The sequence below is a fragment of the Leifsonia araucanica genome (assembly GCF_051161895.1).
Lineage (GTDB): Bacteria > Actinomycetota > Actinomycetes > Actinomycetales > Microbacteriaceae > Leifsonia.
On sequence record NZ_JBMBTW010000002.1, the window covers coordinates 2,780,675 to 2,802,045 of the forward strand.

Sequence of the window (21,371 nt, forward strand, 5' to 3'; positions counted from 1 at the left end):
AGGTTATCCGTTCTGCCTCACGAGTCGCCGTGAACCCTGGCGTCCGCCGACCAGGCGGCAGACCACGTAGATGACGAACGAGATGGTGGTGACGTACGGGCTGATCGGCAGGGCGCTGCCGATCGCGAGCATGATGCCTCCGACGACGGAGACGAGCGCGAAGCCGACGCTGAGCAGGGGAACGACGAGCGGCGACGACGAGACGCGCATCGCGGCGGCGGCCGGGGTCACCAGCAGCGACAGCACGAGCAGCGCTCCGACGATCTGCACGGACACGGCCACGGCCAGCCCGAGGAGCACCATGAACGCCAGGGCGACGAACCGCACGGGCACCCCGCGGGAGGCGGCGACATCCGCATCCAGACTGTCGAAGGTGAGGGGGCGCCAGATCACCAGGAGGCCGATCAGCACCACGGCGCCGATCCCGAGCAGCCAGCCGAGCTGGGGGTCGTCGACGGAGACGATCTGCCCGGTGAGCAGACCGAACTTGTTGGCGCTCCTCCCCGGATACAGCGCGAGGAACAGGATGCCGAGGCCGAGCCCGAAAGGCATCAGCACCGCGATGATCGAGTTCCTGTCTCTCGCTTTCGCGCCGAGCAGGCCGATCAGCACGGCCGCGATGAGCGACCCTGCCACCGAGCCGACCACGACGTTCGCCCCGAACAGCAGGGCGGCGGCCGCGCCGGCGAAGGAGAGCTCGCTGATCCCGTGCACGGCGAACGCCATGTCCCTCTGCATCACGAACACGCCGATCAGTCCGCCGACGACGCCGAGCACGGCTCCCGCGAAGATCGAGTTCTTCACCAGCGCGAGCAGTTCTCCGTAGTTGGCGAAGTCGAACAGCTGCGACCACAGGTCGGTGCTGGTTGCCAGGTGCGCGATCATGCCGCAGGCTCCGGATGCGCGGTGTGCCCGTGATGGTGGTGGTCGTGGGTCTCCGAGTCCGGGATCCCGACCACCACGATGCGCCCACGGCTGCGGATCACGTCGATCGGCGTGCCGTACAGCTCGGTGAGCACGTCGCTGCGCAGTACATCGTCCGGGGTGCCCTCGCGGAACCGGCCGCCGGCCAGGTAGAGCACCTTGTCGACCATCCCGAGCACGGGGTTCACGTCGTGGGTGACGAAGACGACGGCGCTGTCGTGGTCGCGCCTGCGCTTGTCGATCAGTTCGCTGACGCCGCGCTGGTGCTGCAGGTCGAGGGAGAGGAGCGGCTCGTCGCAGAGCAGCAGCGACGGGTCTCCTGCGAGCGCCTGGGCGACGCGGAGCCGCTGCTGCTCGCCGCCGGAGAGGCTGCCGACGGGCACGTTGGCGTATCGGCGTGCTCCGACGGAGTCGATCAGCTGCTCCACCTGCGCTTTGTCGGCCTTGGTGGGGATGGGCAGCCCCCAGCGGTGCCCGTTGACGCCGAGTGCGACGAGGTCGCGAGCGCGCATCGGGGTGCCGGAGGCGATGATCTTCTGCTGCGGGATGTACCCGATCCGCCTGTCGCCGCGACGCACGTCGTGGCCGTCGAACTGGATGGTGCCGGAGTCGAGCTGCTGCTGGCCGAGGATCGTCTTCAGCAGGCTGGTCTTGCCGGAGCCGTTCGGACCGAGCACGGCGACGAACTCGCCGGCGTGCACATCCAGGTCGAGGCCGCTCCACAGGGTGCGGTCGCCGAAGCCGAGGTTCGCATCCCTGAGCCGCAGCACCACGGGCCGCTGGTCGGGGGATGGGACGCGCTCCAGCGGCTCGGCCGCTTCGGCGGTCATTCGCCGAGGGCCTTGGCCACGGCGTCGACGTTGCTCGTCATCCAGCTGATGTAGTCCTTGCCTGCCGGCAGGGTCTCCGTCACGGGGACGACGGGAACGTCTGCGCTCTTCGCCGCCGCGAGGACCTTCTCGGTCTCCGGGCCGCTGGTCTGCTCATTGTATGCAAAGACCTTCACGGCGTTGTCGCTGAACAAGTGCAGCATCTCGTTGAGCACGGAGGGCGACACGTCGGTGCCCTCCTCGATGGCCGAGCTGAACGCCTCCGGGGTCTTGTTGACGAGTCCGATGGCGTCGAGGAGGTAGAGGGGAACGGGCTCGGTGATGGCGGCGCCCTCGCCCGCGTACTTCTTCTTGAGGTCGGCGGTGCGCTGTTCGAGCTCGCCGAGGTCTGCGGTGAAGGCTGCGGCGTTCTTGGTGAAGGTCGACGCCTGCGACGGGTCGGCCTTCGTCAGCGCATCCACCAGCTTCCCGGTGAACTTCTGGATGGTGGGGAAGTCGTACCAGACGTGCTCGTTGAGGTGGTCGCCCGCCGTCGCCTTCTTGCCGGAGATGTCGACGACGTTGAGCACGGCGGCCGTGTCGCCCGCCGACTTCCGCAGCGCGTCCATGAAGTCGTCGTAGCCTCCGCCGTTCTCGATGATGATGTCGGCTTTGGAGACGGCGAGCTGGTTCTGGGCGCTGGCCTCGAACGAGTGCGGGTCCTGGGCCGGGTTGTCCATCAGGGAGGTGACCTGGACGGCGTCGCCCGCGATGGTCTTGGCGATGTCGCCGTACACGTTGGTGCTGGCGACGACGGAGACGGTCTTGTCGGAGTCCGCTGCTCCGGATGCGCCGGCCGAGCATCCCGTGAGGGCGAGGGCGGCGGCGAGCGGAAGGGTGAGAAGTGTGGCGATGGAGCGCGACTTCATGTGGGGGGCCTGTCTAATTCGGCTGGTCGATGGATGCGCGCCGGTGAGCGGCACCCCCACACACTAATCCTTATTGATAATGATTGTCAAAACCATCATCAGTCGAGAAGCAGCGCGGGCTCCTCGATGATCGAGGCCACATCCGCCAGGAACCGGGATGCGACGTCGCCGTCCACCACGCGGTGGTCGAACGACGCGCCCAGTGTCGTGACGAACCGCGGCCGCACCTCGCCGTCGACGACCCACGGCTTCTGCTTGATCGTGCCGAGGGCGACGATGCCGACCTCACCCGGGTTCAGGATGGGCGTACCGGTGTCCATCCCGAACACGCCGATGTTGGTGATCGTGATGGTGCCGCCGGACATGTCGGCCGGGGTGGTCTTGCCGTCGCGGGCGGTGAGGGTGAGCTGTTCGAGCGCCGTGGCGAGCTCGAGCAGGGACATCTCCTGCGCCTCTTTGATGTTCGGCACGATGAGGCCGCGCGGGGTCGCCGCCGCGATGCCGAGGTTCACGTAGTGGCGCACGATGATCTCCTCGTCGGTCCACGACGAGTTCACGGTGGGGTTGCGGCGCACGGCCCAGATGATCGCCTTCGCCATGATGAGCAGCGGCGAGACCTTCACACCGATGAAGTCCGGCGAGTTCTTGAGGCGCTTGACGAACTCCATCGTGCGGGTCGCATCCACGTCGACGAACAGGCTGACGTGCGGAGCGCTGAACGCACTGGACACCATCGCGTTCGCGATCGTCTTGCGCACGCCCTTGACCGGGATGCGGTCCTCGCGGTCGTTCGGCCACTCCGGCGTCTGGATGTTGCGGAACACGCTCGCCTGGGTAGCCTCGCGCAGCACGTCCTCACGGGTGACCTCGCCGATCGGACCGGTGGGGGTCACCAGCGTCAGGTCGACGCCGAGGTCTTTGGCGAGCTTCCGGATGGGCGGCTTGGCGATCACCGGGATGGTCGGGGTCACGTGCACCTCGGAGCGCACGGTGAGCGACGGTGCGGCGGGGGCGGGTTGCGTCGCCGCCGTGGCCGGGGCGGCGGCCGCCTGGCTCGCTGTGGCCGCCGGTGCTGCCGCTGCAGCGGCAGCGGGCGCGGGCGCGGCTGCGCCGCTCGTCGCGACCGGGATCGCCGACGTGCCGGGATGGGTGACCCTGCGACGCCTGCTGGCGCCGTGTCCGGCCGCGCCGTAGCCGACGAGCACTGCTCCCGGCTTCTCGGCGGGCGCATCCACTTCGTGGGAGACGCTGGCTGCGGTGTCGGCGGCGGCCTCGGCCACCTCGCTCTGCGGTTCTGCCTCCTGCGGTTCGCCGGCGTCGGCCGAGCCTGCTCCCGAGTCGCTGGACACCGTGATGATGGGCGTGCCCACATCCACTGTCTGTCCTTCGGACACCAGCAGCTCGCCGACGACGCCCTCGAACGGCGACGGCAGCTCGACGAGCGACTTGGCCGTCTCGATCTCGACGATCACCTGGTTGACCGCCACCGGGTCGCCGGGCGCGACCTTCCAGGCGACGATCTCGGCCTCGGTCAGACCCTCGCCGACATCGGGAAGAAGGAACTTCGATTCGCTCATGTGTGCGACTTCTTTCGGTAAGCGGGATCAGGTGACGACGCGGGCGCGCTGCGGCGGCCGGATCAGTACGCGAGCGCCCTGTCGACGGCTTCGAGGATGCGGTCGGCGTCGGGGAGGTAGATGTCCTCGAGCTTCGCGGGAGGGAACGGGGTGTCGAATCCAGCAACCCGCAGCACGGGGGACTCGAGGGAGTAGAACGCCTTCTCGGTGACGGTCGCGGCGATCTCCGAGCCGACGCTGACGTTGCCGGGCGCCTCCTGGGCGACCACGAGCCTGCCGGTCTTCCGCACGGACTCCACGATCGGCGTGTAGTCGATCGGCGAGAGCGAGCGCACATCGATGACCTCGATGCTGCGGCCCTCCTCGGCGGCGAGCTCTGCTGCGCGCAACGCGACACTGACCATCCCGGCCCACGCCACGACGGTGGCGTCCGTGCCGGTGCGGACGACGCGGCTGGCGTGCAGCGGCGTCTCGTTCTCGACCAGGTCGACCTCGCCCTTGGGCCAGTAGCGGCTCATCGGCTCGAAGAAGAGCACGGGGTCGTTCGACTGGATGGCCTCCTGGATCATCCAGTACGCGTCGTGCGGGGTCGACGGTGCGACGATGCGCAGGCCGGCCGTGTGCGCGAAGTACGCCTCGGGGGCTTCCTGGTGGTGCTCGACGGCGCCGATGTGACCGCCGTGCGGCACCCGGATGACGATCGGCATGCTGATCTTGCCGTCGTGCCGGTTGGTGAGCTTGGCCAGCTGGGTGGTGATCTGGTCGAAGCCGGGGAAGATGAAGCCGTTGAACTGGATCTCCAGCACGGGACGGTACCCGCGCATGGCGAGACCGATGGCCGTTCCGACGATGCCGGCCTCCGCGAGGGGCGTGTCGATGACGCGCTGCGGACCGAACTCCTTCTGCAGGCCCTCCGTCACGCGGAAGACACCGCCGAGCGGGCCGACGTCCTCGCCCAGGATGAGCACGCGATCGTCGTCGGCGAGCGCCTTCCTCAGCCCGGCGTTGAGCGCCTTGACCATCGGCAGCGACTGGATGCGCGGCTCCGGCTCGGCGGGCGCGGCAGGCTGAGCGGCCTCTGCGGCTTCGGACGACTCCGACGACTCTGCGGCTTCGGACGACTCTGCGGCCTCGGCCTGCTCGCCATCCTCGGCGTGCGCCTCCTGTGCCGTCTCCGTACCCGTGGGGGTGGGAGCCGCGTCCTCGATCGTGAACTCGCGCGACCACTCCTGCTCGGCGACGTGCTCCTCGAGCACGATGGAGCCCGGCTCGCTCTCGATGATCTCGACCACGTCGATGGCCTGGGTGTCCTCGCCGACCGGTGCGTCGGAGTGCTCCGGCGTCTCCACCAGTTCAGCCTCGACAATCTCGCCCTCCGTCTCGGGCGCTTCGCTTCTCACGTCGCTCATGCGTCACCTCCGAACGATGCTTCGTAATCGGTGAGCCACTGCTTCTGCTCGTCCATCAGCGGGTGCGGCTCACTGTAGACGTTGTCGAACATCGACGCGATGGGCGGCACCTCCAGTTCGAGGGTGCGCCTGCGGACGTCGGCGGCCAGGTCGGCCCCCTCCTCGTCCGCGCTGTCGAAGAACGCCTGGCCGACGCCCTGCTGTTCGAGGAACGTCCTGAACCGCACGATCGGGTCGCGCTCGCCCCAGTACGCCGTCTCTTCGTCCGTGCGGTACTTGCTCGGGTCGTCGCTGGAGGTGTGGGCGCCCATCCGGTACGTGAGGGCTTCGATCATGCTCGGGCCTTCGCCGTTGCGCGCGTCGTCGAGGTGCTTGGCGGTGACCGCGTACGAGGCGAGCACGTCGTTTCCGTCGATCTGAACGCCCGGGATGCCGAACCCGCTGGATCGCAGGTAGAGCGGCGACCGCGACTGGGTGGTGACGGGCACCGAGATGGCCCACTGGTTGTTCTGCAGGAAGAAGACCTGCGGGGTCTGGTAGCTGGCGGCGAAGACGAACGCCTCGCTCACGTCGCCCTGGCTGGTGGCGCCGTCGCCGAAGTAGACGATGGCGGCCTCGTCGGTCTCGGGGTTGCCCGTGCCGACCTTGCCGTCGAACTTGATGCCCATCGCGTATCCGGTGGCGTGCAGCGTGTGCGAGCCGATCACCAGCGTGTAGAGGTGGAAGTTCTGCACAGCGGGGTCCGTCGGGTCCCAGCCGCCGTGCGTCGTGCCGCGGAGGAGCCCCATGATGCCGACGGGGTCGATGCCGCGGATCATGCCGACGACGTGCTCGCGGTACGAGGGGAAGAGGTGGTCCTGCGGGCGGGCGGCGTGGGCGGAACCCACCTGCGCGCCCTCCTGGCCCATGCTCGGCACCCAGAGCCCGAGCTGGCCCTGGCGCTGCAGGTTCGCGGCTTCGTGGTCGAAGGCGCGGACCTTGACCATGTCGCGGTACAGCCGCCGGTAGTCGTCCTCGTCCAGTCGTTCGAGGTAGGGCAGGTATTCCGCTGCGAGTTCGCTGGGCTGGAAACGGCCGTCTGCTGTCAGCAGCTGGACCGTGTTCGCCGGGCGCGGGGTATCGTTCGTGGCAACCACCTGTCTAACCTAACCGCTTGGCGGGGTGCCCATTTGGTAGGTTCCGCACAATATCCGCGGCCACCTCAAGGAGTTTGTCCACAGACTCCTGCTCCCCGACACTGATCCGGATGCCCTCGGGCACGAACGCGCGGACGGTCAGTCCCGCGTCGAAGAACGCGTCGTTCGCCTCGGCGGTCTGGTCGCCGGTGGCGAGCCAGACGAAGTTGCCCTGCGCCTCCGGCACCACCCAGCCCTGCGCGATCAGGGCGTCGCGCAGCTGGTCGCGGCGCATCGCGATGCGGGCGACGCGCTCCATCAGCTCGTCCTCCGCCTCGATGGAGGCGAGCGCGGCGATGCGGGCGGCGTCCGTGACGGACAGCGGGATCGCCGCAGAGCGAGCGGCGTCGAGCACGTGCGCAGGACCGACCGCGTATCCGATCCGCAGCGCGGCCAGGCCGTACGCCTTGGAGAAGGTGCGCAGCACCACGAGGTTCGGGTACCGGCCGAGCAGGGGGATGCCGTCGACCGAGGCGTCGTCGGTGACGAACTCGTAGTACGCCTCGTCGAGGAGCACCAGCAGGTCGGAGGGCACGGCGCCCATGAAGCGCTCGAAGTCCGCCGCCGTGACGATCGTGCCCGTCGGGTTGTTCGGGGTGCAGACGATGACGGCGCGGGTGCGGTCGGTGATCGCCGCGGCCAGCGCATCCAGGTCGTGGCTGCCGTCCGCGCGGTTCGGGACCTGCACGCTGGTCGCGCCGGCGACCGTCACGAGCCCGGGGTACGCCTCGAACGAGCGCCACGAATAGACGACCTCGTCGCCGACGCCCGCCGCGGCGGAGATGAGCTGCGAGAGCAGCGAGACGGAGCCGTTCCCGAGGTGCACCTGCTCGACGTCGACGCCGTGCCGGTCGGCGAGACGCTGCCGAAGGTCGCCGCCGCCCGCGTTCGGGTAGCGGTTGAGGTCGCTGAGGACGCGGGTGACCGCATCCACCACCGACGGAAGGGGAGGGAACGGGTTCTCGTTGCTGGACAGCTTGAAGCCGTCGGCCGGGGCCGGCCTTCCCTGCTTGTATGCGGGGACAGCCACGATCTCGGGGCGCAGCCTCACGCCACGGGTGTGTTCGGTACTCACGCCCCTAACTTACCCGCGGCCGCATACCGCCGCGGGAATTCTCGCTCCACCCCTCGCTTCCTGGATGCGCCACCTGGGATCATGGACGCATGAGATTCCTCGTCAAGCTCATCATCAACGCTCTCGCACTCTGGTTCACGACCCTCATCGTGTCCGGCGTCGCCGTCCGCCCGTACGCAGAGGGCACGCTGCCGACGATCCTCACCTATCTGCTGATCGCGCTGATCTTCGGTGTGGTCAACGCGATCGTCGGCACCGCCATCCGGATCGTCGCGTTCCCGATCTACATCCTGACGCTCGGGCTCATCTCGTTCATCGTGAACGGGCTGCTCCTGCTGCTCGTGGCGTGGATCAGCGGACTGATGGGCTTCGGGCTCTACATCGCGGGCTTCTGGTGGGGTGTGCTCGGCGCCCTGGTGCTCGCGCTCATCGCCTGGCTCATGGGCCTGATCCTGCGCCCGCTCACGCGACGCTGACAGCGTGGATGCGGGAGAATAGGTCAGACCCCACCACGCAAGGAGACCCATGACCGCGCTGCCTCCCCAGCCGCTGAGCCCACTCGACGGCCGTTACCGCTCGGCGGTGCTCGGCCTCGGCGACCACCTCTCGGAGGCCGGCCTCAACCGGGCCCGCGTCCAGGTCGAGGTCGAATGGCTCATCTACCTGACGAGCCACCGGATGTTCGGGTCCACCCCGCTCACGGAGGAGCAGGTGCGCTCGCTGCGCGCGCTCGTCGACGACTTCGGCCAGCCGGAGATCGACAGGCTCGCGGAGCTCGAAGCCACCACCAAGCACGACGTGAAGGCCGTGGAGTACCTGGTGCGCGAGCGCCTGCACGCTCTCGGGCTCGACAGCATCGCCGAGCTGACCCACTTCGCGGCCACCAGCGAGGACATCAACAACCTCTCCTATGCGCTCACGGTGAGCGCGGCCGTCAACGAGGTGTGGCTGCCCAAGCTGCGCGCCGTGATCGGCGAGCTGCGCGCACAGGCGTTCGAGTACCGCGACGACGCCATGCTGGCGCGCACGCACGGTCAGCCGGCGACGCCGACGACGATGGGCAAAGAGCTCGCCGTCTTCGTCTACCGCCTCGAGCGCATCGCGAAGCAGATCGACCACAACGAATACCTCGGCAAGTTCAGCGGCGCGACCGGCACCTTCGCCGCGCACCTCGTGGCGGATGCGGATGCCGACTGGCCGCGCATCTCGGAGGAGTTCGTCACCAGCCTCGGGCTCGACTGGAACCCGCTGACCACGCAGATCGAGTCGCACGACTGGCAGGCGGAGCTGTACGCGAAGATCTCGCACGCCAACCGGGTGCTGCACAACCTGGCGACGGACATCTGGACGTACATCTCGCTCGGCTACTTCCGGCAGACGCCGGAGCCCGGCGCGACCGGCTCGTCGACGATGCCGCACAAGGTCAACCCGATCCGGTTCGAGAACGCCGAGGCCAACCTCGAACTGAGCTCGGCCGTGCTCGACTCGCTCGCTGCGACGCTGGTGACCAGCCGCCTGCAGCGCGACCTCACCGACTCCACCACACAGCGCAACATCGGCGTGGGCCTCGGTCACTCCCTGCTGGCCCTGGACAACATCCAGCGCGGCCTCGGTCAGATCGCCCTCGACCGCGACCTGCTCGCTGCCGACCTCGACGCCAACTGGGAGGTGCTCGCGGAGGCGATCCAGACGGTCATCCGCGCCGAGGTCACGGCGGGTCGGTCGCAGATCACCGACCCGTACGCGATGCTCAAGGAGCTCACCCGCGGCAAGCGCGTGGACCACCAGGGCCTCACCGACTTCGTCAACACCCTCGACATCGGCCAGGCCGCCAAGAACCGCCTGCTCGCCCTCACGCCGCACACCTACACGGGCCTCGCCTCGGCTCTCGTCGACCGGCTCTAACCCGCAAAACAATCGAGTCCGGACTTATGCACGCGACACGCCGAGCGTGACCGTGCATAAGTCCGGACTCGATTTTTTGGGAGCTAGTGGGTGGGGGGCTTGGGGGAGTCGGGGGACTCGCCGTTCTGCTCCTGGAGGTCGTGGACCTCGGCGGCGTTGGGCTTGAAGGCGAGCGCGAAGAGCGCCATCAGGACGACCGCGACAATGAACGCGATGCCGAAGCTCACGCCGGCGAGCAGGAACTCGCGGGTCGCGATCAGCACGATCAGGCCGACGAACACGGCGAGCGCCGCCGAGATGCCGAGCAGTTCCGCCGGCAGGAACCGGTCTTTGCGGGTGGGCTGGAGTTTCGAGTCGGAGGTCACGCTCTGGTCTTTCTTGTCACGCTTGGTCACGATCCGTTCCCCGCGTTCTGCTCGGCGGCGACGGCACGGGATGCGCTCCTCAGCGAAACGGCGCCGATCCCCTGGAAGACGCCCACGATCACGGCCCACGCCCCGAACAGACCGATCGAGAGAAGCGCATCCACCGGGATGAGCAGGAAGGCGATGGCGAGCACGGCGGTCAGCGCGCCGGTGATGAGCCAGTCGCGGGCGGCCGCATCCCTGCCCCGGTTGCGGATCCCGTTGTAGAGCTCGAGGAAGCCGGTGAGCGCAGCCCACACGGTCACGAGATAGAGGTAGAGGCCGAGGCCGCTGGTCATCAGCGTGAGGGCGAGAATACCGGCGATGACGCCGATGGCGCCCTGCACGATGAAGAGGGTGCGCGTGTTGCCGCGGAGGCCGCTGGTGGCGGTGAGGACCGCCGTGGCGAGTCCGTCGAGGATGGCGAACACCCCGAAGACGATCAGTCCGAACTCGGCGGTGTGCGCATCCCTGGTGAAGGTGATGACGGCGGTCGCCGCGAGCGCGACGACGGCGCGGACAGCGGGGACCACCCAGTACCGGTTGGACTTCGGGGCAGGAACAGCGGGTGCCACTCGGCGACCTCTCTCGTACGGGTTTCCCCGCTAGTTTAGTCGCGGTGCGCCTGCGCGTTTGCCGCGTGCGCACGCGGGCGCTCGGTATGCTCGGGCTGTCTCCTGTCCGAGCACCACCCGACCACGAAGGGCTCCGGATGCGGATCGGTTTCGGAATCGTCCGAGCGGCGATGTGCCTGCTCACCATCGTGGCGATCGTCGCCCAGTTCGCGACGAGTGTGAACTTCATCTCGGGCAAGGGCGGCAACATCGCCGGCTACGTTGTGAACTTCTTCAGCTTCTTCACGATCGACTCGAACATCGGCTACGTCGTGGTGCTGGGCATCGGCGCCGTCTTCCTCTTCACCCGCACCGGCGACGACCCCGGCTGGTTCACCGGGCTGCGGGCTGCGGTGACGACATACATGGTCACGACCGGCGTGGTCTACAACCTGCTGCTGCGCAACATCCCGCTGCCGCAGGGGCAGACGGTGGAATGGTCGAACGAGGTGCTGCACGTCGTCGGCCCCGTCTACCTGCTGATCGACTGGCTGTTCGCGCCGGGACGTGCTGCGCTGCGCAACTCGGTCCTGTGGTGGATCGTCGGGTTCCCGATCGTCTGGGCGGTCTACACGCTCATCCGGGCGCCGTTCGGAGCCGACCCGGTGACGGGGAAGCAGCCGTGGTATCCCTACCCGTTCCTCAACCCGCACACCTCGCTGAACGGATACCTGTCTGTCTCGTTCTACGTGCTGCTGATCGCCGCGGTGATCCTGTGCGTCGGGTTCGGGGTGGTGTGGGTGTCGCGGCGATGGGCGCGCGACGCGCCAACCCGTGGAGGTGTGGCGAGGCCCTCCTAGGCCCGCGCCATCCTGTCCACGCTGTTCGACCAGAAGACCACCCCGGCGACCGCCGTCAGGGCGAGCAGGAACGCACCGGTCGGCGTGATGGTGTCTGCGATCCTGTGCTGCGCGCAGAGGGCGGAGGCGATGCCGGCGCCGAGGCCGCTGACCGAGACGACCGCGAACGAGTACGAGATGACCCTGGCTGCCCCGTCGAGCAGCATCCCGCGCACGATCAGCGCGATGGCGGCGATCACCCAGGTGGCCCCGAGCGGGAACGAGATCAGCAGCGCGAGCTCATCGCGCAGCAGCAGCCCGGGCACCAGGTAGAGCAGGGCGGCGGAGGCGAGCATGGCGAGCCCCAGCCCGACGAACCCGAGGAGCCGGATGCGCTCGGACCGGAACGCCTGGATGGTGCCGACCACCGACGGCCAGGTGAGTGCGAACGAGAACGCCACGACGGCCAGCGCGACCGCGCCGGCGCCCTGGACGAGCGGAAGCAGGTTGACGTTCATACCGATATTCAACGCCGATGGGGATGCGTTCGCATCATTCCGGAGAATGACTCTTTCGCCGCTGCGATAGCACCCGGTCAGGCGGCGAAGTAGTGCCGTTCGGTGGCAGGGCCGTCGCAGTAGCGGAGAGCGTCCGCCAGCAGCTCGCGGTCCCTCCCCGTGAGCCGCTGCGACTGCTGCCGCCGGAACTCGCCCCACGACGGCACGACGAACGCCTCCAGCATCGTGTTCTCGTCCTCCCCGCTGCGGTAGAGCCTCCACCGCGATGCACCTGTCCGGCGGCGCGAGTCCTCGACGTGCTCCATCGCCGCGCGGAACTCCGACGTCTCGCCGGCCCGCACCGGGTACGTGACCTCGATGAGCACCGGCCCGTCCGTCGGATCCGGCTCGAACACCAGCATCGGCGTCGCCCAGGTGAGGGAGATGGTGCGGTCGATCTCTCCGGTCCCCGGCAGGAGCGGCAGCAGCCGCACGCTCGCGGCGACGAGCAGGAGCAGCAGCGCGGCGAGTGCGAGCGCGTTCGTGGTGCCGAAGAGCTGCGCGATCAGTCCCCAGAGGAACGATCCGATCGCCATCGTGCCCATGAAGACCAGGATGTAGACAGCGGCGCCTCGTGAGCGCACCCACTGCGGCAGGGTCAGCTGCAGGGCGGCGTTCAGGACCGTGAGGGTCCCGATCCAGGCAAGCCCGGCGAGCACGAGGAGGAGGAGCGTCGGGATGTACGGCAGGTAGGCGGCCGCGACGGTCCCGACGGCGAACAGCACGGCGCTGACCGCCACCACCACGTTGTCCGAGAACCGTTTGCGCACCACGGGCAGGGCGAAGATCCCGAGCACAGCGCCCACCCCGAGCGCGCCGAGGAGCAGGCCGTAGCCGCTGGAGTCGAGTTCGAGTCGTTTCGCCGTGACGGGCAGGAGCGCCCACAGCGCACTGGCCGGCGCCGCGAACAGGGCCGACCGCAACAGGATGCGTCGCACCAGGTGGGCGGACGCGACGTACCGCACACCCGCCCGCAGCGCCGGGCCGAACCGCTCCCTGTCGTCGAGTCCGTCCTGCGTCGGCCGCTTCCACCAGACCAGCGCTGCGGCGGCGGCGATGAAACTCAGCGCGTTGATGCCGAACACGACGGGCGCGCCCGTCAGCGACAGGATCGCTCCGGCGAGCGCCGGCCCGACCGCCCTCGCCCCGTTCACCGTCACGCCGCCGAGGGCCGACGACGCCCCGATCTGCTCGCGCGGGACGAGTTCGGGCTGGATGGCCTGCCAGGCGGGCGAGGTGAGCGTGGAAGTGACGCCCAGCAGGAACGTGAAGGCCAGCAGGCTGAGCGGGGTCAGATCGTTCAGCAGCGCGACCACGGTGAGCGCGGCCGCGATGACGGCGCTCGCGACCATCCCCCAGATCAGCAGTTTGCGCCGGTCGAGCGAGTCGGCCAGCACCCCCGCGGGAAGCGAGAACAGCATCGCGGGGGCAAGGCTCGCGGTCTGCACGAGGGCGATCACGGTCGCGCCGGCCGCTGCATCCACCAGGAACCACTGGGCGCCGACGGTCTGCATCCAGGTGCCGATGTTGCTGCCGAGCTGCGCGAACCACAGCACGCGGAAGGCCGGGATGGCCATCGGCGCCCACGCGGAGACGATGGAGGGGGCGGCAGTGGTCTTCGACATGCTTGCATTATGCGGCGAGCGCGTTACGGCCGTGTGTCCGAAGCATCCCGGACGTCGCCCGCTCAGGCCACAGGGTCGAGCGGGTTGTTGCGTGACACGATCAGCGGATCGACCGGCGTCGGCGGGAACTGCGGCAGCTGCCGCTCCGGCACCCCGAAGGAGGCCGCCAGCACCTCCCGCGAGAACGCGGACGCCGTGGCCCGGTAACCGACATCGCCGGGCGTCGGCTGGTCGAAGAAGATCAGGAAGTGGATGCCCTCCTCGCCGAGCGCCTCGATGTGGTGCGGGTATGCGCGCGGGATGAAGTACGCGTGCCCCGGCTCCAGCTCGTAGGTGTCGAGGCTGCCGTCCGGGTCGAGCACGGTCATCCGCGCGTGGCCGCTCTGCACGTAACCGAGTTCGGCGGTGACCGGGTGCCAGTGCGGTTCGCGCATCCCGGTGCTCGCGACGTTCAGCGAGTACATCGACAGGTCGTCGAGGGCGGCCCAGAACTGCTTGCGACCCAGCCTCGCCGAGCCGTAGCTGTACGACAGCGGCGGGTTCTGCGCTTCGATGTCGAACAGGTGCGCGTTGGGCAGCCCCGCCGAGTCCGGGATGCGCGCCGCGCCTTCGCGCCGCACGATCTGCGCAGCGTCCTGCCGTCCGAACACCTCGAACGCGGAGGCGGGAAGGTCGTAGGTGTTGCCGAGCACCGCATCCGACATGGCGTTGAAGCTGTTCTGCAGTGAGAAGTGCGCCGGCCGGTCGGAGCGCAGCGAGGCGATGATCTCGGCGGTCCCCTCCCCGACATTCTCAATGTGATAGACCGCGCCGGAGGCGACGTGGTACATCTGCCCCGGCTTAACGACGAAGGTCGAGAACTCGTCACCGTCCCCCAGCATCGACACGAGCACCGTGCCGGCCACCACGTATGCGATCTGGTTGGCGTTGACGTTCCACTGCGGCTCCCGGATGGCACCAGGCTCGAGCACGATGCGCTTGAGCGACATGCCACTCAGGATGGGGAAGTCCTCCGCGGTCAGCTCGGAGATGCTGCCGAGCTCGGTGCGGTAGGTGGCGCCGGCCCCGATAAGGGATGCGACGTGGCGGGATTCGGTGGCCATGCTGGGTCTCCTTCTCGTCTCGGAACCGCGAGAGGCAGCCCGCGGCCGGGAGGCCGGGGCGCATCCGGGTCACGGTCGCGAGGCTACCGACGCGGGATGGGGCGGGGCAAGGACTTTGCAGGGGTGGGGCGTGCACGTGGGCGTTCTATCGGCGTCCCACGGCTCGCAGCGATGCGATGTCTTCGCTCGGTGACGCTCCGAATTCTCGGCGATATTCCCCGGCACAGCACGCACCACCTGAGAGCGGTTCGCGTCGTCGTGCTGTTCCCGACACCGCCCCACGCGACCCTAGTCGGGCGTCAGGTGCGCTTCAGGCCCCGGAGAAGCGCGCCGGCAAGCGCGTGGTCCGCCACTGCGGCGGCGATCGCCTCCCAGACTTCCTCCCACGTCGCCCGGGCCCAGAGCGCCTCGGCCTGGTCCTGGAGAGCGCGCTCGGTCAGGAGGTCAGTGTCGCGGTCCGTGATGGCGCCTTTGAAGCGCGACATCGGCCGCGCGCTGTCCGCCTCCAGGCCCAGCCACACGAACCGCACGCGTGGAGCGTTGAGGTCCGGGTGCACGCAGCCGTTCGGATAGCAGATGATTTGATTCGAGTATGAGGCGTGCTCTGGAACCGAGCAGTACTTGCGCTTCCCATTCACCGAAGCAGCGAACTTGGCTTCGATTGCAACAATGGGCTCTCGGCCCGGCTTATCGGTGTCGACGACGACGAGGTCGACTTCGCGGGCGTTCACGCCGCGGGTGTCCTGTCGGAACTCCCGGCCGGAGATCACGCGAAACGACGGCTGGTATCCCACGCCGGCACGGGTGCAGACCAAACCCACGAATGCTGCCTCAGCCATCCCACTGAGGAACGACAGCAACCGCGTGGCGTGTGGCTCGGTGGCGGGCTCGAGACCGAGCAGCCGCTGCTCCAGCTCATGGACCTGCCGTGCCGAGAGCTGATCGTACATGGCCGCGTGCAGGAGGTCCGCCGTGTAGAGCTCGGCCACCGTCGGCGCCAGCTCTGTCCAGTGGATCGTCTCGAAGGGTGAACTCACAGTCCGATCCTCACAGCAGCCAAAGGTCGACCGCGACCCCAGTAGGGGAGCGACGGTCGATAGGGACGCCTACACCGGCGCCATGTCCGTGAACCGGGAGAAGTGGCCCTGGAAGGCGACTGTCACGGTGCGGGTGGGGCCGTTTCGGTGCTTGGCGACGATGAGGTCGGCCTCTCCGGCGCGGGGGTTGTCCTTCTCGTAGGCGGATTCGCGGTGGAGGAGGATGACCATGTCGGCGTCCTGCTCGATCGAGCCGGACTCGCGGAGGTCGCTCAGGGCGGGGAGCTTGTCTGCTCGCTGCTCCGGGCCACGGTTCAGCTGGGAGAGGGCGATCACGGGCACCTGGAGCTCTTTGGCGAGCAGCTTGAGGGCTCGGGAGAACTCGCTGACCTCCTGCTGGCGGCTTTCGACGCGCTTGCCGCTCGTCATCAGCTGCAGGTAGTCGATGATGACCATCTTGAGGCCGACGCGCTGCTTGAGGCGGCGGCACTTGGCCCGGATCTCGACGAGGGTCATGTTGGGGCTGTCGTCGATGTAGAGGGGGGCGTCGTTGATGCGGCCCCGAGTGGATGCGAGGGTCGTCCAGTCGCGGCTCTCCACCATTCCCTTGCGCATGCTCTGCAGCGGGATGGACGCCTCGGCGGAGAGGAGACGCATCGCGATCTCGCTCCTGCCCATTTCGAGGGAGAAGAAGATGGTGGCCATGTCGTGCTTGATGGCGGCGGCCCTGGCGAAGTCGAGGGCGAGCGTCGACTTTCCGAGGGCGGGTCGGGCGGCGACGATGATCATCTGGCCGGGGTGGAGGCCGTTGGTGAGTTCGTCCAGCTCGGCGAAGCCGGTCGGAACGCCCGTCATCGAGCCGTCCTTGTGCTTCGCGGCCTCGATCTCGTCGATGGCGACGGTGACGGCGTCGGAGAGGGGGACGTAGTCCTCGGTCTCCTGCGAACCGGTGACGGAGTAGATCTCGGCCTGCGCGTTGTTGACGAGGTCGAGGACTTCGCCCTCAGCCTTGTAGCCCATCTGCGTGATGCGCGTGCCGGCCTCGACCAGGCGGCGCAGCAGAGCCTTCTCGGCGACGATGTTCGCGTAGTACCCGGCGTTCGCCGCCGTCGGCACGAGGCTGGTGAGCGTGTGCAGGTATTCGGCGCCGCCCGCGCGGGAGAGCTCGCCGACCTTGGTGAGTTCGTCGGTGACGGTGATGACGTCGGTCGGCTCTCCGTGCGAGTAGAGGGAGAGGATCGCGTCGTAGATGATCTCGTGCTTGGGGATGTAGAAGTCAGGGCCGCGGACGACCTCGACGACATCGGCGACCGCATCCTTGCTGAGCAGCATTCCGCCGAGGGCGCTCTGCTCGGCCAGGAGGTCGTGCGGCGGCGTCCGTTCCGAGGTGCGCGCTTCGCCCGGTTCGCGTTGGTCTGCGAGACCCAGGTGGGCGATCGACACGTTTTCTCCTCTTTCGTTCCGTCACGTCTGTCCGGGCAGGGCGACCGGCGCGGGCGTTTCACGGCGCGCATCCCGAGCAGCCTGAATACCAGTGAAACTCGCTCACGCCACACTGCGTGGCACGGCTCGCTGACTATCAGGATCTTGCGGGTGACCACCGACATCGCCGGTTCCCTGCGACCGGCTTCCGCCGACCTCGCTCCACCCTATGGAGCACATCCACAGGCCACAACTCGCCCTGTGGATAACGTTGGGGAGAATCTGCGCGAAACGCCGCGCTGCTTGTGCACAACCTGTGTGGAAAGGTGTGGACTAAAAATGAATCTCGCGAGTTATTTTACGCTTGACCGGGGATTTTTCTTTCCACACCCTGTGTGTAGAAAACAGTTTCATTCTTGTGGTGAAACCCGCATGCGGGGCGGTCCGACCTGTGTACAAAGCTGCGGATATTGCCCGTTAACAGGTGTAGCGGCGGGCCTCAGCCCGCCGCTACAATCACTGCTTATCGTGCCTACTTGGCAGCGACCACCTGAAGGGTGATCACGGCGGACAGGTCGTCGTGAAGACGAACCGTGGCCTCGTGGTCACCGACGACCTTGATGGGCGACGTGATCTCGATCTTGCGCTTGTCCAGCTCGCCGATCCCAGCAGCCTTGACGGCGTCCGCGATGTCGGAGGTCTTGACCGAACCGAAGAGACGACCCTCGCGGCCCGCCTTCACGGTGAGCTTGACCTTGGTGGCCTGAAGCTTCGCCTTCAGGTCCTGCGCCTGCTCGATGGTGTGGAGCTCACGAGCGGTGCGAGCCGCCTTGATCTGCTCCACCTGCTTCTCACCACCGCGGGTCCACGCGATAGCGAAGCCCTGCGGGATGAGGTAGTTGCGTGCATAGCCGTTCTTGACGTCGACGACGTCTCCGGCCGAGCCGAGGCCGGTGACCTCGTGCGTCAGAATGAGTTTCGACATATCCGTATCTCCTAACGGCCCGAGCCGGCGTAGGGGAGGAGTGCCATCTCGCGTGCGTTCTTGACGGCACGTGCGATCAGGCGCTGCTCCTGCACGGAGACACCGGTGATGCGGCGGGCGCGGATCTTTCCACGCTCCGAGATGAACTTCCGCAGGGTCGCGACGTCCTTGTAGTCAATGACGCCGACGCGAATCGACTTCGCCGGAGCGGCGTTCTTGCCGTCCTTGCCCTTGCGGATCGGCTTGCGGCGGTCGCCGCTCGACTTTCCAGCCATGATTTCCTTTGCTTTCCGCCCTCATCGAAGCCCGATGGGGCTGGTGAATGTTGGTGACCCTTAGAAGGGAGTCTCGTCGCTGTAGTTGCCCGGCGTGTTCCAGACGTCCGCTCCCGAAGAGGAGGAGGCGTCTGCAGGCGCCGATGCTGCCCACGGCTCTTCGACGGCGCCGCCACCGGAGGAGAACCCTCCAGGGCCACGGCCAGACGACTGCGCGCGCGTGATCGAAGCGGTGGCGTAGCGCAGCGACGGGCCGATCTCATCGATCTCGAGCTCGATCGAGGTGCGCTTCTCACCTTCCTTCGTCTCGTAGGAACGCTGCTTCAGACGGCCCTGCGCGATGACGCGCGAACCCTTCGTCAGCGATCCGGCGACGTGCTCGGCGAATTCACGCCAGACGCTCGCGCGCAGGAAGAGAGCCTCACCGTCCTTCCACTCGTTCGCCTGACGGTCGAACGTGCGGGGTGTGGATGCGATGGTGAAGTTGGCAACCGCGAGCCCGTTCTGCGTGTAACGCAGCTCCGGGTCGCTGGTGAGGTTGCCCACCACGGTGATGACGGTCTCGCCGGCCATGGGACTAGGCGCCAGCCTTGTCGGCGGCGGCTGCCTTGGCGGGAGCGGCAGCCTTGCGGGCGGCCTTCTCGTCGGCGAGCTTCGTTGCGGCGGCGACCTGAGCGATCGCCTCTTCCGCACGGAGGACCTTGGTGCGCATGACGGCCTCGCTCAGCTTCAGCTGGCGGTCGAGCTCCTTGGTGGTCTCACCGTTCGAGGTCAGCTGAACGACGGCGTAGATGCCCTCGGTCTTCTTGTTGATCTCGTAGGCGAGGCGGCGGCGGCCCCAGATGTCGACGTTGTCGACGGATCCACCTGCGTCGCGGACGACGTTGAGGAACTTGTCAAGGCTGGGAGCTACGGTGCGCTCGTCGATCTCTGGATCGAGGATGACCATCAACTCGTACTGATGCATGACTAACCCACCTCCTTTGGACTTGGCGGCTACAGACGGTCTGTAGCAGGAGGGTTCTACATCTGTCGTGCGGGCATACGTCTGCCCAGACAACCTGTCCAGCGTAACGGATGCGGGCGTGTCGCGCCAGTCGGCGGTGGCCAGGGGAGCGGCGGCGGTGGCTTCGAGGAGTGCGTTGGTCATGCATCCACCCTCGCGGGGAGGGGCGCATCCGGGAACAGGCGGTCAGTGATCGGTGGATAACCCGGCGGGCGCGCATCCCTGTGGAGAACCCGGCGTCAGTGCTGCGCTTCCCACCACTCCAGCAGCCGCCTGGTCGCCTCCTCCTCGCCGAGCGGGCCGTCGTCCAGCCGCAGCTCCAGCAGGAACTTCATCGCCTGACCCACCTCCCTGCTCGGCTTGAGGCCCAGGATGCGCATGACCTGCTCCCCGTCGAGGTCGGGACGCACCGCATCCAGTTCCTCCCGCTCCTTGAGCTCGGCGATCCGCGCTTCCAGATCGTCGTAGGCGAAGCCGAGCCTGTCGGCCTTGCGGCGGTTGCGGGTGGTGACGTCGGCACGCGTGAGCATGTGCAGGCGCTCGAGCTCGGGCCCGGCATCCCGGATGTACCTGCGCACGGCGGAGTCCGTCCAGTGCGCGTCCGCATACCCGAAGAACCGCAGGTGCAGCTCGATCAGACGGGAGACGGACTCGATGGTCGCCTTATCGAACCGCAGGGCGGTGAGCCGCTTCTTCGCGAGCTTCGCGCCGACCACGTCGTGGTGATAGAAGCTGACGACGCCGCCGGGCTCCAGCCTGCGCGTCGCGGGCTTTCCGATGTCGTGCAGGATCGCCGCCAGCCGCAGCACGAGGTCGGGCGCCTCGCCGGGGTGCCGCTCCTTCTCGTAGCCGATCGCCTGGTCGAGCACCGTGAGGCTGTGCTGGTAGACGTCTTTGTGGTGGTGGTGCTCGTCGATTTCCAGCCGCAGCGCCGGGATCTCCGGGATGACCTGGGCGGCGAGGCCGGTGGCGACCAGCAGCTCGATGCCCGGCCGAGGGTTGTCCGTGCAGAGCAGCTTGCTGAGCTCGTCGCGCACTCTCTCCGCGCTCACGATCTCGATGCGCCCGGCGAGTTCCGCCATCGCATCCTTCGTCTCGTCGTCGACGGTGAAGCCGAGCTGCGACGTGAACCGGGCGGCGCGCATCATGCGCAGCGGGTCGTCGCCGAACGAGACGGCGGGGGTGCTCGGCGTCGTGAGCGTGCGGCTCAGCAGGTGCTCGACACCACCGGACGGGTCGACCAGCTTCACCTCCGGGATGCGCAGGGCGAGCGCGTTCACGGTGAAGTCGCGGCGGAGGAGGTCGCCTTCGAGCGTGTCGCCGAACTCCACATCCGGCTTCCTCGTCTCGCCGTCGTAGCTGTCTGTGCGGTATGTGGTGATCTCGACCGTGTCGTCGCCGAACCGCGCGCCGATCGTGCCGAACTGGCGGCCGATGTCCCAGACGGCGTCGGCGAGCGGGGACACGACACGCAGGATGTCGTCCGGCCGCGCGTCGGTCGTGAAGTCGAGGTCGTGCACCGGCCGGTCGAGCAGAGCATCCCGGACAGGACCCCCGACCAGCGCCAGCTCGTAGCCCGCTCCGGAGAACGCGGAGGCCAGCGTTGCGACGGTCGCCGAACGGGCGAGGTCGCCGAGGCGGGCGAGGGAATCGGCGACGCTGTGCATGGTGCCTCAGTTTAATAGGGGCGCTCCACCGGGCGCGCTCGTCGGGGTCTCACAGCGGGCGGCCTCTAGAATCGTCGACATGGAGGCCGAGTCG

General features: G+C 67.9%; 22 protein-coding genes. 3 read left to right on the forward strand and 19 right to left on the reverse strand.

All coding sequences use genetic code 11. The features are described 5' to 3' along the window. Positions 1-3: 3 nt before the first annotated feature. The 7 genes from ACN6M5_RS13435 to ACN6M5_RS13465 all read right to left on the reverse strand — a co-directional run bounded on the left by ACN6M5_RS13435 (position 4) and on the right by ACN6M5_RS13465 (position 7,898). The gene (locus ACN6M5_RS13435) at positions 4-885 is read right to left on the reverse strand and encodes a metal ABC transporter permease (protein ID WP_434950568.1); all 882 of its coding nucleotides are present in this window, start codon (positions 883-885) and stop codon (positions 4-6) included. After that, positions 882-1,754 (reverse strand): metal ABC transporter ATP-binding protein, encoded by an 873-nt coding sequence (locus ACN6M5_RS13440; protein WP_434950570.1) that lies wholly within the window; start codon positions 1,752-1,754, stop codon positions 882-884. The genes ACN6M5_RS13435 and ACN6M5_RS13440 overlap by 4 nt, the downstream gene beginning before the upstream one ends. Then, on the reverse strand, positions 1,751-2,662 hold the full coding sequence (locus ACN6M5_RS13445) for a metal ABC transporter solute-binding protein, Zn/Mn family (RefSeq protein ID WP_434950572.1): 912 nt from the start codon (positions 2,660-2,662) through the stop codon (positions 1,751-1,753). Before ACN6M5_RS13445 ends, ACN6M5_RS13440 begins: the two co-directional genes overlap by 4 nt. A gap of 98 nt (positions 2,663-2,760) precedes the next feature. Next, complete coding sequence (locus ACN6M5_RS13450) at positions 2,761-4,239, reverse strand: dihydrolipoamide acetyltransferase family protein (protein WP_434950574.1); 1,479 nt, start codon at positions 4,237-4,239, stop codon at positions 2,761-2,763. A 62-nt stretch (positions 4,240-4,301) separates the two neighbouring features. Further along, positions 4,302-5,261: an alpha-ketoacid dehydrogenase subunit beta gene (locus ACN6M5_RS13455; RefSeq protein WP_434952399.1), complete on the reverse strand. Its 960-nt coding sequence runs from the start codon at positions 5,259-5,261 to the stop codon at positions 4,302-4,304. Between the two features lie 383 nt (positions 5,262-5,644). Further along, positions 5,645-6,784: a pyruvate dehydrogenase (acetyl-transferring) E1 component subunit alpha gene (gene pdhA, locus ACN6M5_RS13460; protein WP_085367420.1), complete on the reverse strand. Its 1,140-nt coding sequence runs from the start codon at positions 6,782-6,784 to the stop codon at positions 5,645-5,647. A 4-nt stretch (positions 6,785-6,788) separates the two neighbouring features. Next, a complete protein-coding gene (locus tag ACN6M5_RS13465; RefSeq protein ID WP_434950577.1) occupies positions 6,789-7,898 on the reverse strand; it encodes a pyridoxal phosphate-dependent aminotransferase in 1,110 nt (369 codons plus the stop codon). Positions 7,899-7,987: 89 nt separating this feature from the next. Here ACN6M5_RS13465 and ACN6M5_RS13470 point away from each other — a divergent pair, with 89 nt between their 5' ends. Together ACN6M5_RS13470 and purB are read left to right on the forward strand one after the other, a co-directional pair. Further along, entirely contained in the window at positions 7,988-8,374 is a 387-nt protein-coding gene (locus tag ACN6M5_RS13470; protein WP_434950579.1) for a phage holin family protein, read from the forward strand. 49 nt (positions 8,375-8,423) lie between these two features. Further along, positions 8,424-9,803 carry an adenylosuccinate lyase gene (gene purB, locus ACN6M5_RS13475; protein WP_085367423.1) on the forward strand — a complete coding sequence of 460 codons (1,380 nt, stop codon included), beginning with the start codon at positions 8,424-8,426 and terminating at the stop codon, positions 9,801-9,803. Between the two features lie 83 nt (positions 9,804-9,886). Here the strand turns inward: purB and ACN6M5_RS13480 are convergent, their stop codons facing one another. Next, entirely contained in the window at positions 9,887-10,198 is a 312-nt protein-coding gene (locus tag ACN6M5_RS13480) for a hypothetical protein (RefSeq protein ID WP_434950581.1), read from the reverse strand. Continuing rightward, on the reverse strand, positions 10,195-10,782 hold the full coding sequence (locus ACN6M5_RS13485; protein ID WP_434950583.1) for an HdeD family acid-resistance protein: 588 nt from the start codon (positions 10,780-10,782) through the stop codon (positions 10,195-10,197). Before ACN6M5_RS13485 ends, ACN6M5_RS13480 begins: the two co-directional genes overlap by 4 nt. A gap of 137 nt (positions 10,783-10,919) precedes the next feature. On the opposite strand from ACN6M5_RS13485, the gene ACN6M5_RS13490 reads away from it, so the two are divergent. Continuing rightward, positions 10,920-11,621, forward strand: coding sequence for a Pr6Pr family membrane protein (locus ACN6M5_RS13490; RefSeq protein WP_434950585.1), 702 nt, complete (start codon positions 10,920-10,922; stop codon positions 11,619-11,621). Here the strand turns inward: ACN6M5_RS13490 and ACN6M5_RS13495 are convergent. The 10 genes from ACN6M5_RS13495 to ACN6M5_RS13540 form a co-directional block, all read right to left on the reverse strand. Continuing rightward, complete coding sequence (locus tag ACN6M5_RS13495) at positions 11,618-12,118, reverse strand: hypothetical protein (protein ID WP_434950587.1); 501 nt, start codon at positions 12,116-12,118, stop codon at positions 11,618-11,620. The two genes, ACN6M5_RS13490 and ACN6M5_RS13495, sit on opposite strands and share 4 nt — an antisense overlap. A 77-nt stretch (positions 12,119-12,195) precedes the next feature. Next, positions 12,196-13,782, reverse strand: coding sequence for an MFS transporter (locus tag ACN6M5_RS13500; protein WP_434950589.1), 1,587 nt, complete (start codon positions 13,780-13,782; stop codon positions 12,196-12,198). A gap of 62 nt (positions 13,783-13,844) precedes the next feature. Continuing rightward, positions 13,845-14,885: a cupin domain-containing protein gene (locus ACN6M5_RS13505; protein ID WP_434950591.1), complete on the reverse strand. Its 1,041-nt coding sequence runs from the start codon at positions 14,883-14,885 to the stop codon at positions 13,845-13,847. Between the two features lie 299 nt (positions 14,886-15,184). Next, on the reverse strand, positions 15,185-15,922 hold the full coding sequence (locus ACN6M5_RS13510; RefSeq protein ID WP_434950593.1) for a hypothetical protein: 738 nt from the start codon (positions 15,920-15,922) through the stop codon (positions 15,185-15,187). A gap of 69 nt (positions 15,923-15,991) precedes the next feature. Next, complete coding sequence (gene dnaB, locus ACN6M5_RS13515) at positions 15,992-17,365, reverse strand: replicative DNA helicase (protein ID WP_085367431.1); 1,374 nt, start codon at positions 17,363-17,365, stop codon at positions 15,992-15,994. A gap of 511 nt (positions 17,366-17,876) precedes the next feature. Continuing rightward, complete coding sequence (gene rplI / locus ACN6M5_RS13520) at positions 17,877-18,329, reverse strand: 50S ribosomal protein L9 (RefSeq protein ID WP_085367432.1); 453 nt, start codon at positions 18,327-18,329, stop codon at positions 17,877-17,879. An 11-nt stretch (positions 18,330-18,340) separates the two neighbouring features. Further along, a complete protein-coding gene (gene rpsR, locus ACN6M5_RS13525) occupies positions 18,341-18,604 on the reverse strand; it encodes a 30S ribosomal protein S18 (RefSeq protein ID WP_055897232.1) in 264 nt (87 codons plus the stop codon). Positions 18,605-18,664: 60 nt separating this feature from the next. Then, entirely contained in the window at positions 18,665-19,177 is a 513-nt protein-coding gene (locus tag ACN6M5_RS13530) for a single-stranded DNA-binding protein (RefSeq protein WP_085367433.1), read from the reverse strand. A gap of 4 nt (positions 19,178-19,181) precedes the next feature. Then, positions 19,182-19,571, reverse strand: a complete 390-nt coding sequence (gene rpsF / locus ACN6M5_RS13535; protein WP_085367434.1) for a 30S ribosomal protein S6 — start codon at positions 19,569-19,571, stop codon at positions 19,182-19,184. Between the two features lie 278 nt (positions 19,572-19,849). Further along, entirely contained in the window at positions 19,850-21,277 is a 1,428-nt protein-coding gene (locus ACN6M5_RS13540; protein ID WP_434950597.1) for a CCA tRNA nucleotidyltransferase, read from the reverse strand. Between the last annotated feature and the right edge of the window lie 94 nt (positions 21,278-21,371).

Bases quoted from the DNA above. Each gene is read 5' to 3' on its own strand.
- ACN6M5_RS13435 (WP_434950568.1), bottom strand. From the start codon at position 885: ATGATCGCGCACCTGGCAACCAGCACCGACCTGTGGTCGCAGCTGTTC.
- ACN6M5_RS13440 (WP_434950570.1), bottom strand. From the start codon at position 1,754: ATGACCGCCGAAGCGGCCGAGCCGCTGGAGCGCGTCCCATCCCCCGAC.
- ACN6M5_RS13445 (WP_434950572.1), bottom strand. From the start codon at position 2,662: ATGAAGTCGCGCTCCATCGCCACACTTCTCACCCTTCCGCTCGCCGCC.
- ACN6M5_RS13450 (WP_434950574.1), bottom strand. From the start codon at position 4,239: ATGAGCGAATCGAAGTTCCTTCTTCCCGATGTCGGCGAGGGTCTGACC.
- ACN6M5_RS13455 (WP_434952399.1), bottom strand. From the start codon at position 5,261: ATGGTCAAGGCGCTCAACGCCGGGCTGAGGAAGGCGCTCGCCGACGAC.
- ACN6M5_RS13470 (WP_434950579.1), top strand. From the start codon at position 7,988: ATGAGATTCCTCGTCAAGCTCATCATCAACGCTCTCGCACTCTGGTTC.
- purB (WP_085367423.1), top strand. From the start codon at position 8,424: ATGACCGCGCTGCCTCCCCAGCCGCTGAGCCCACTCGACGGCCGTTAC.
- ACN6M5_RS13490 (WP_434950585.1), top strand. From the start codon at position 10,920: ATGCGGATCGGTTTCGGAATCGTCCGAGCGGCGATGTGCCTGCTCACC.
- ACN6M5_RS13495 (WP_434950587.1), bottom strand. From the start codon at position 12,118: ATGAACGTCAACCTGCTTCCGCTCGTCCAGGGCGCCGGCGCGGTCGCG.
- ACN6M5_RS13500 (WP_434950589.1), bottom strand. From the start codon at position 13,782: ATGTCGAAGACCACTGCCGCCCCCTCCATCGTCTCCGCGTGGGCGCCG.
- ACN6M5_RS13505 (WP_434950591.1), bottom strand. From the start codon at position 14,885: ATGGCCACCGAATCCCGCCACGTCGCATCCCTTATCGGGGCCGGCGCC.
- rplI (WP_085367432.1), bottom strand. From the start codon at position 18,329: ATGTCGAAACTCATTCTGACGCACGAGGTCACCGGCCTCGGCTCGGCC.
- rpsR (WP_055897232.1), bottom strand. From the start codon at position 18,604: ATGGCTGGAAAGTCGAGCGGCGACCGCCGCAAGCCGATCCGCAAGGGC.
- ACN6M5_RS13530 (WP_085367433.1), bottom strand. From the start codon at position 19,177: ATGGCCGGCGAGACCGTCATCACCGTGGTGGGCAACCTCACCAGCGAC.
- rpsF (WP_085367434.1), bottom strand. From the start codon at position 19,571: ATGCATCAGTACGAGTTGATGGTCATCCTCGATCCAGAGATCGACGAG.
- ACN6M5_RS13540 (WP_434950597.1), bottom strand. From the start codon at position 21,277: ATGCACAGCGTCGCCGATTCCCTCGCCCGCCTCGGCGACCTCGCCCGT.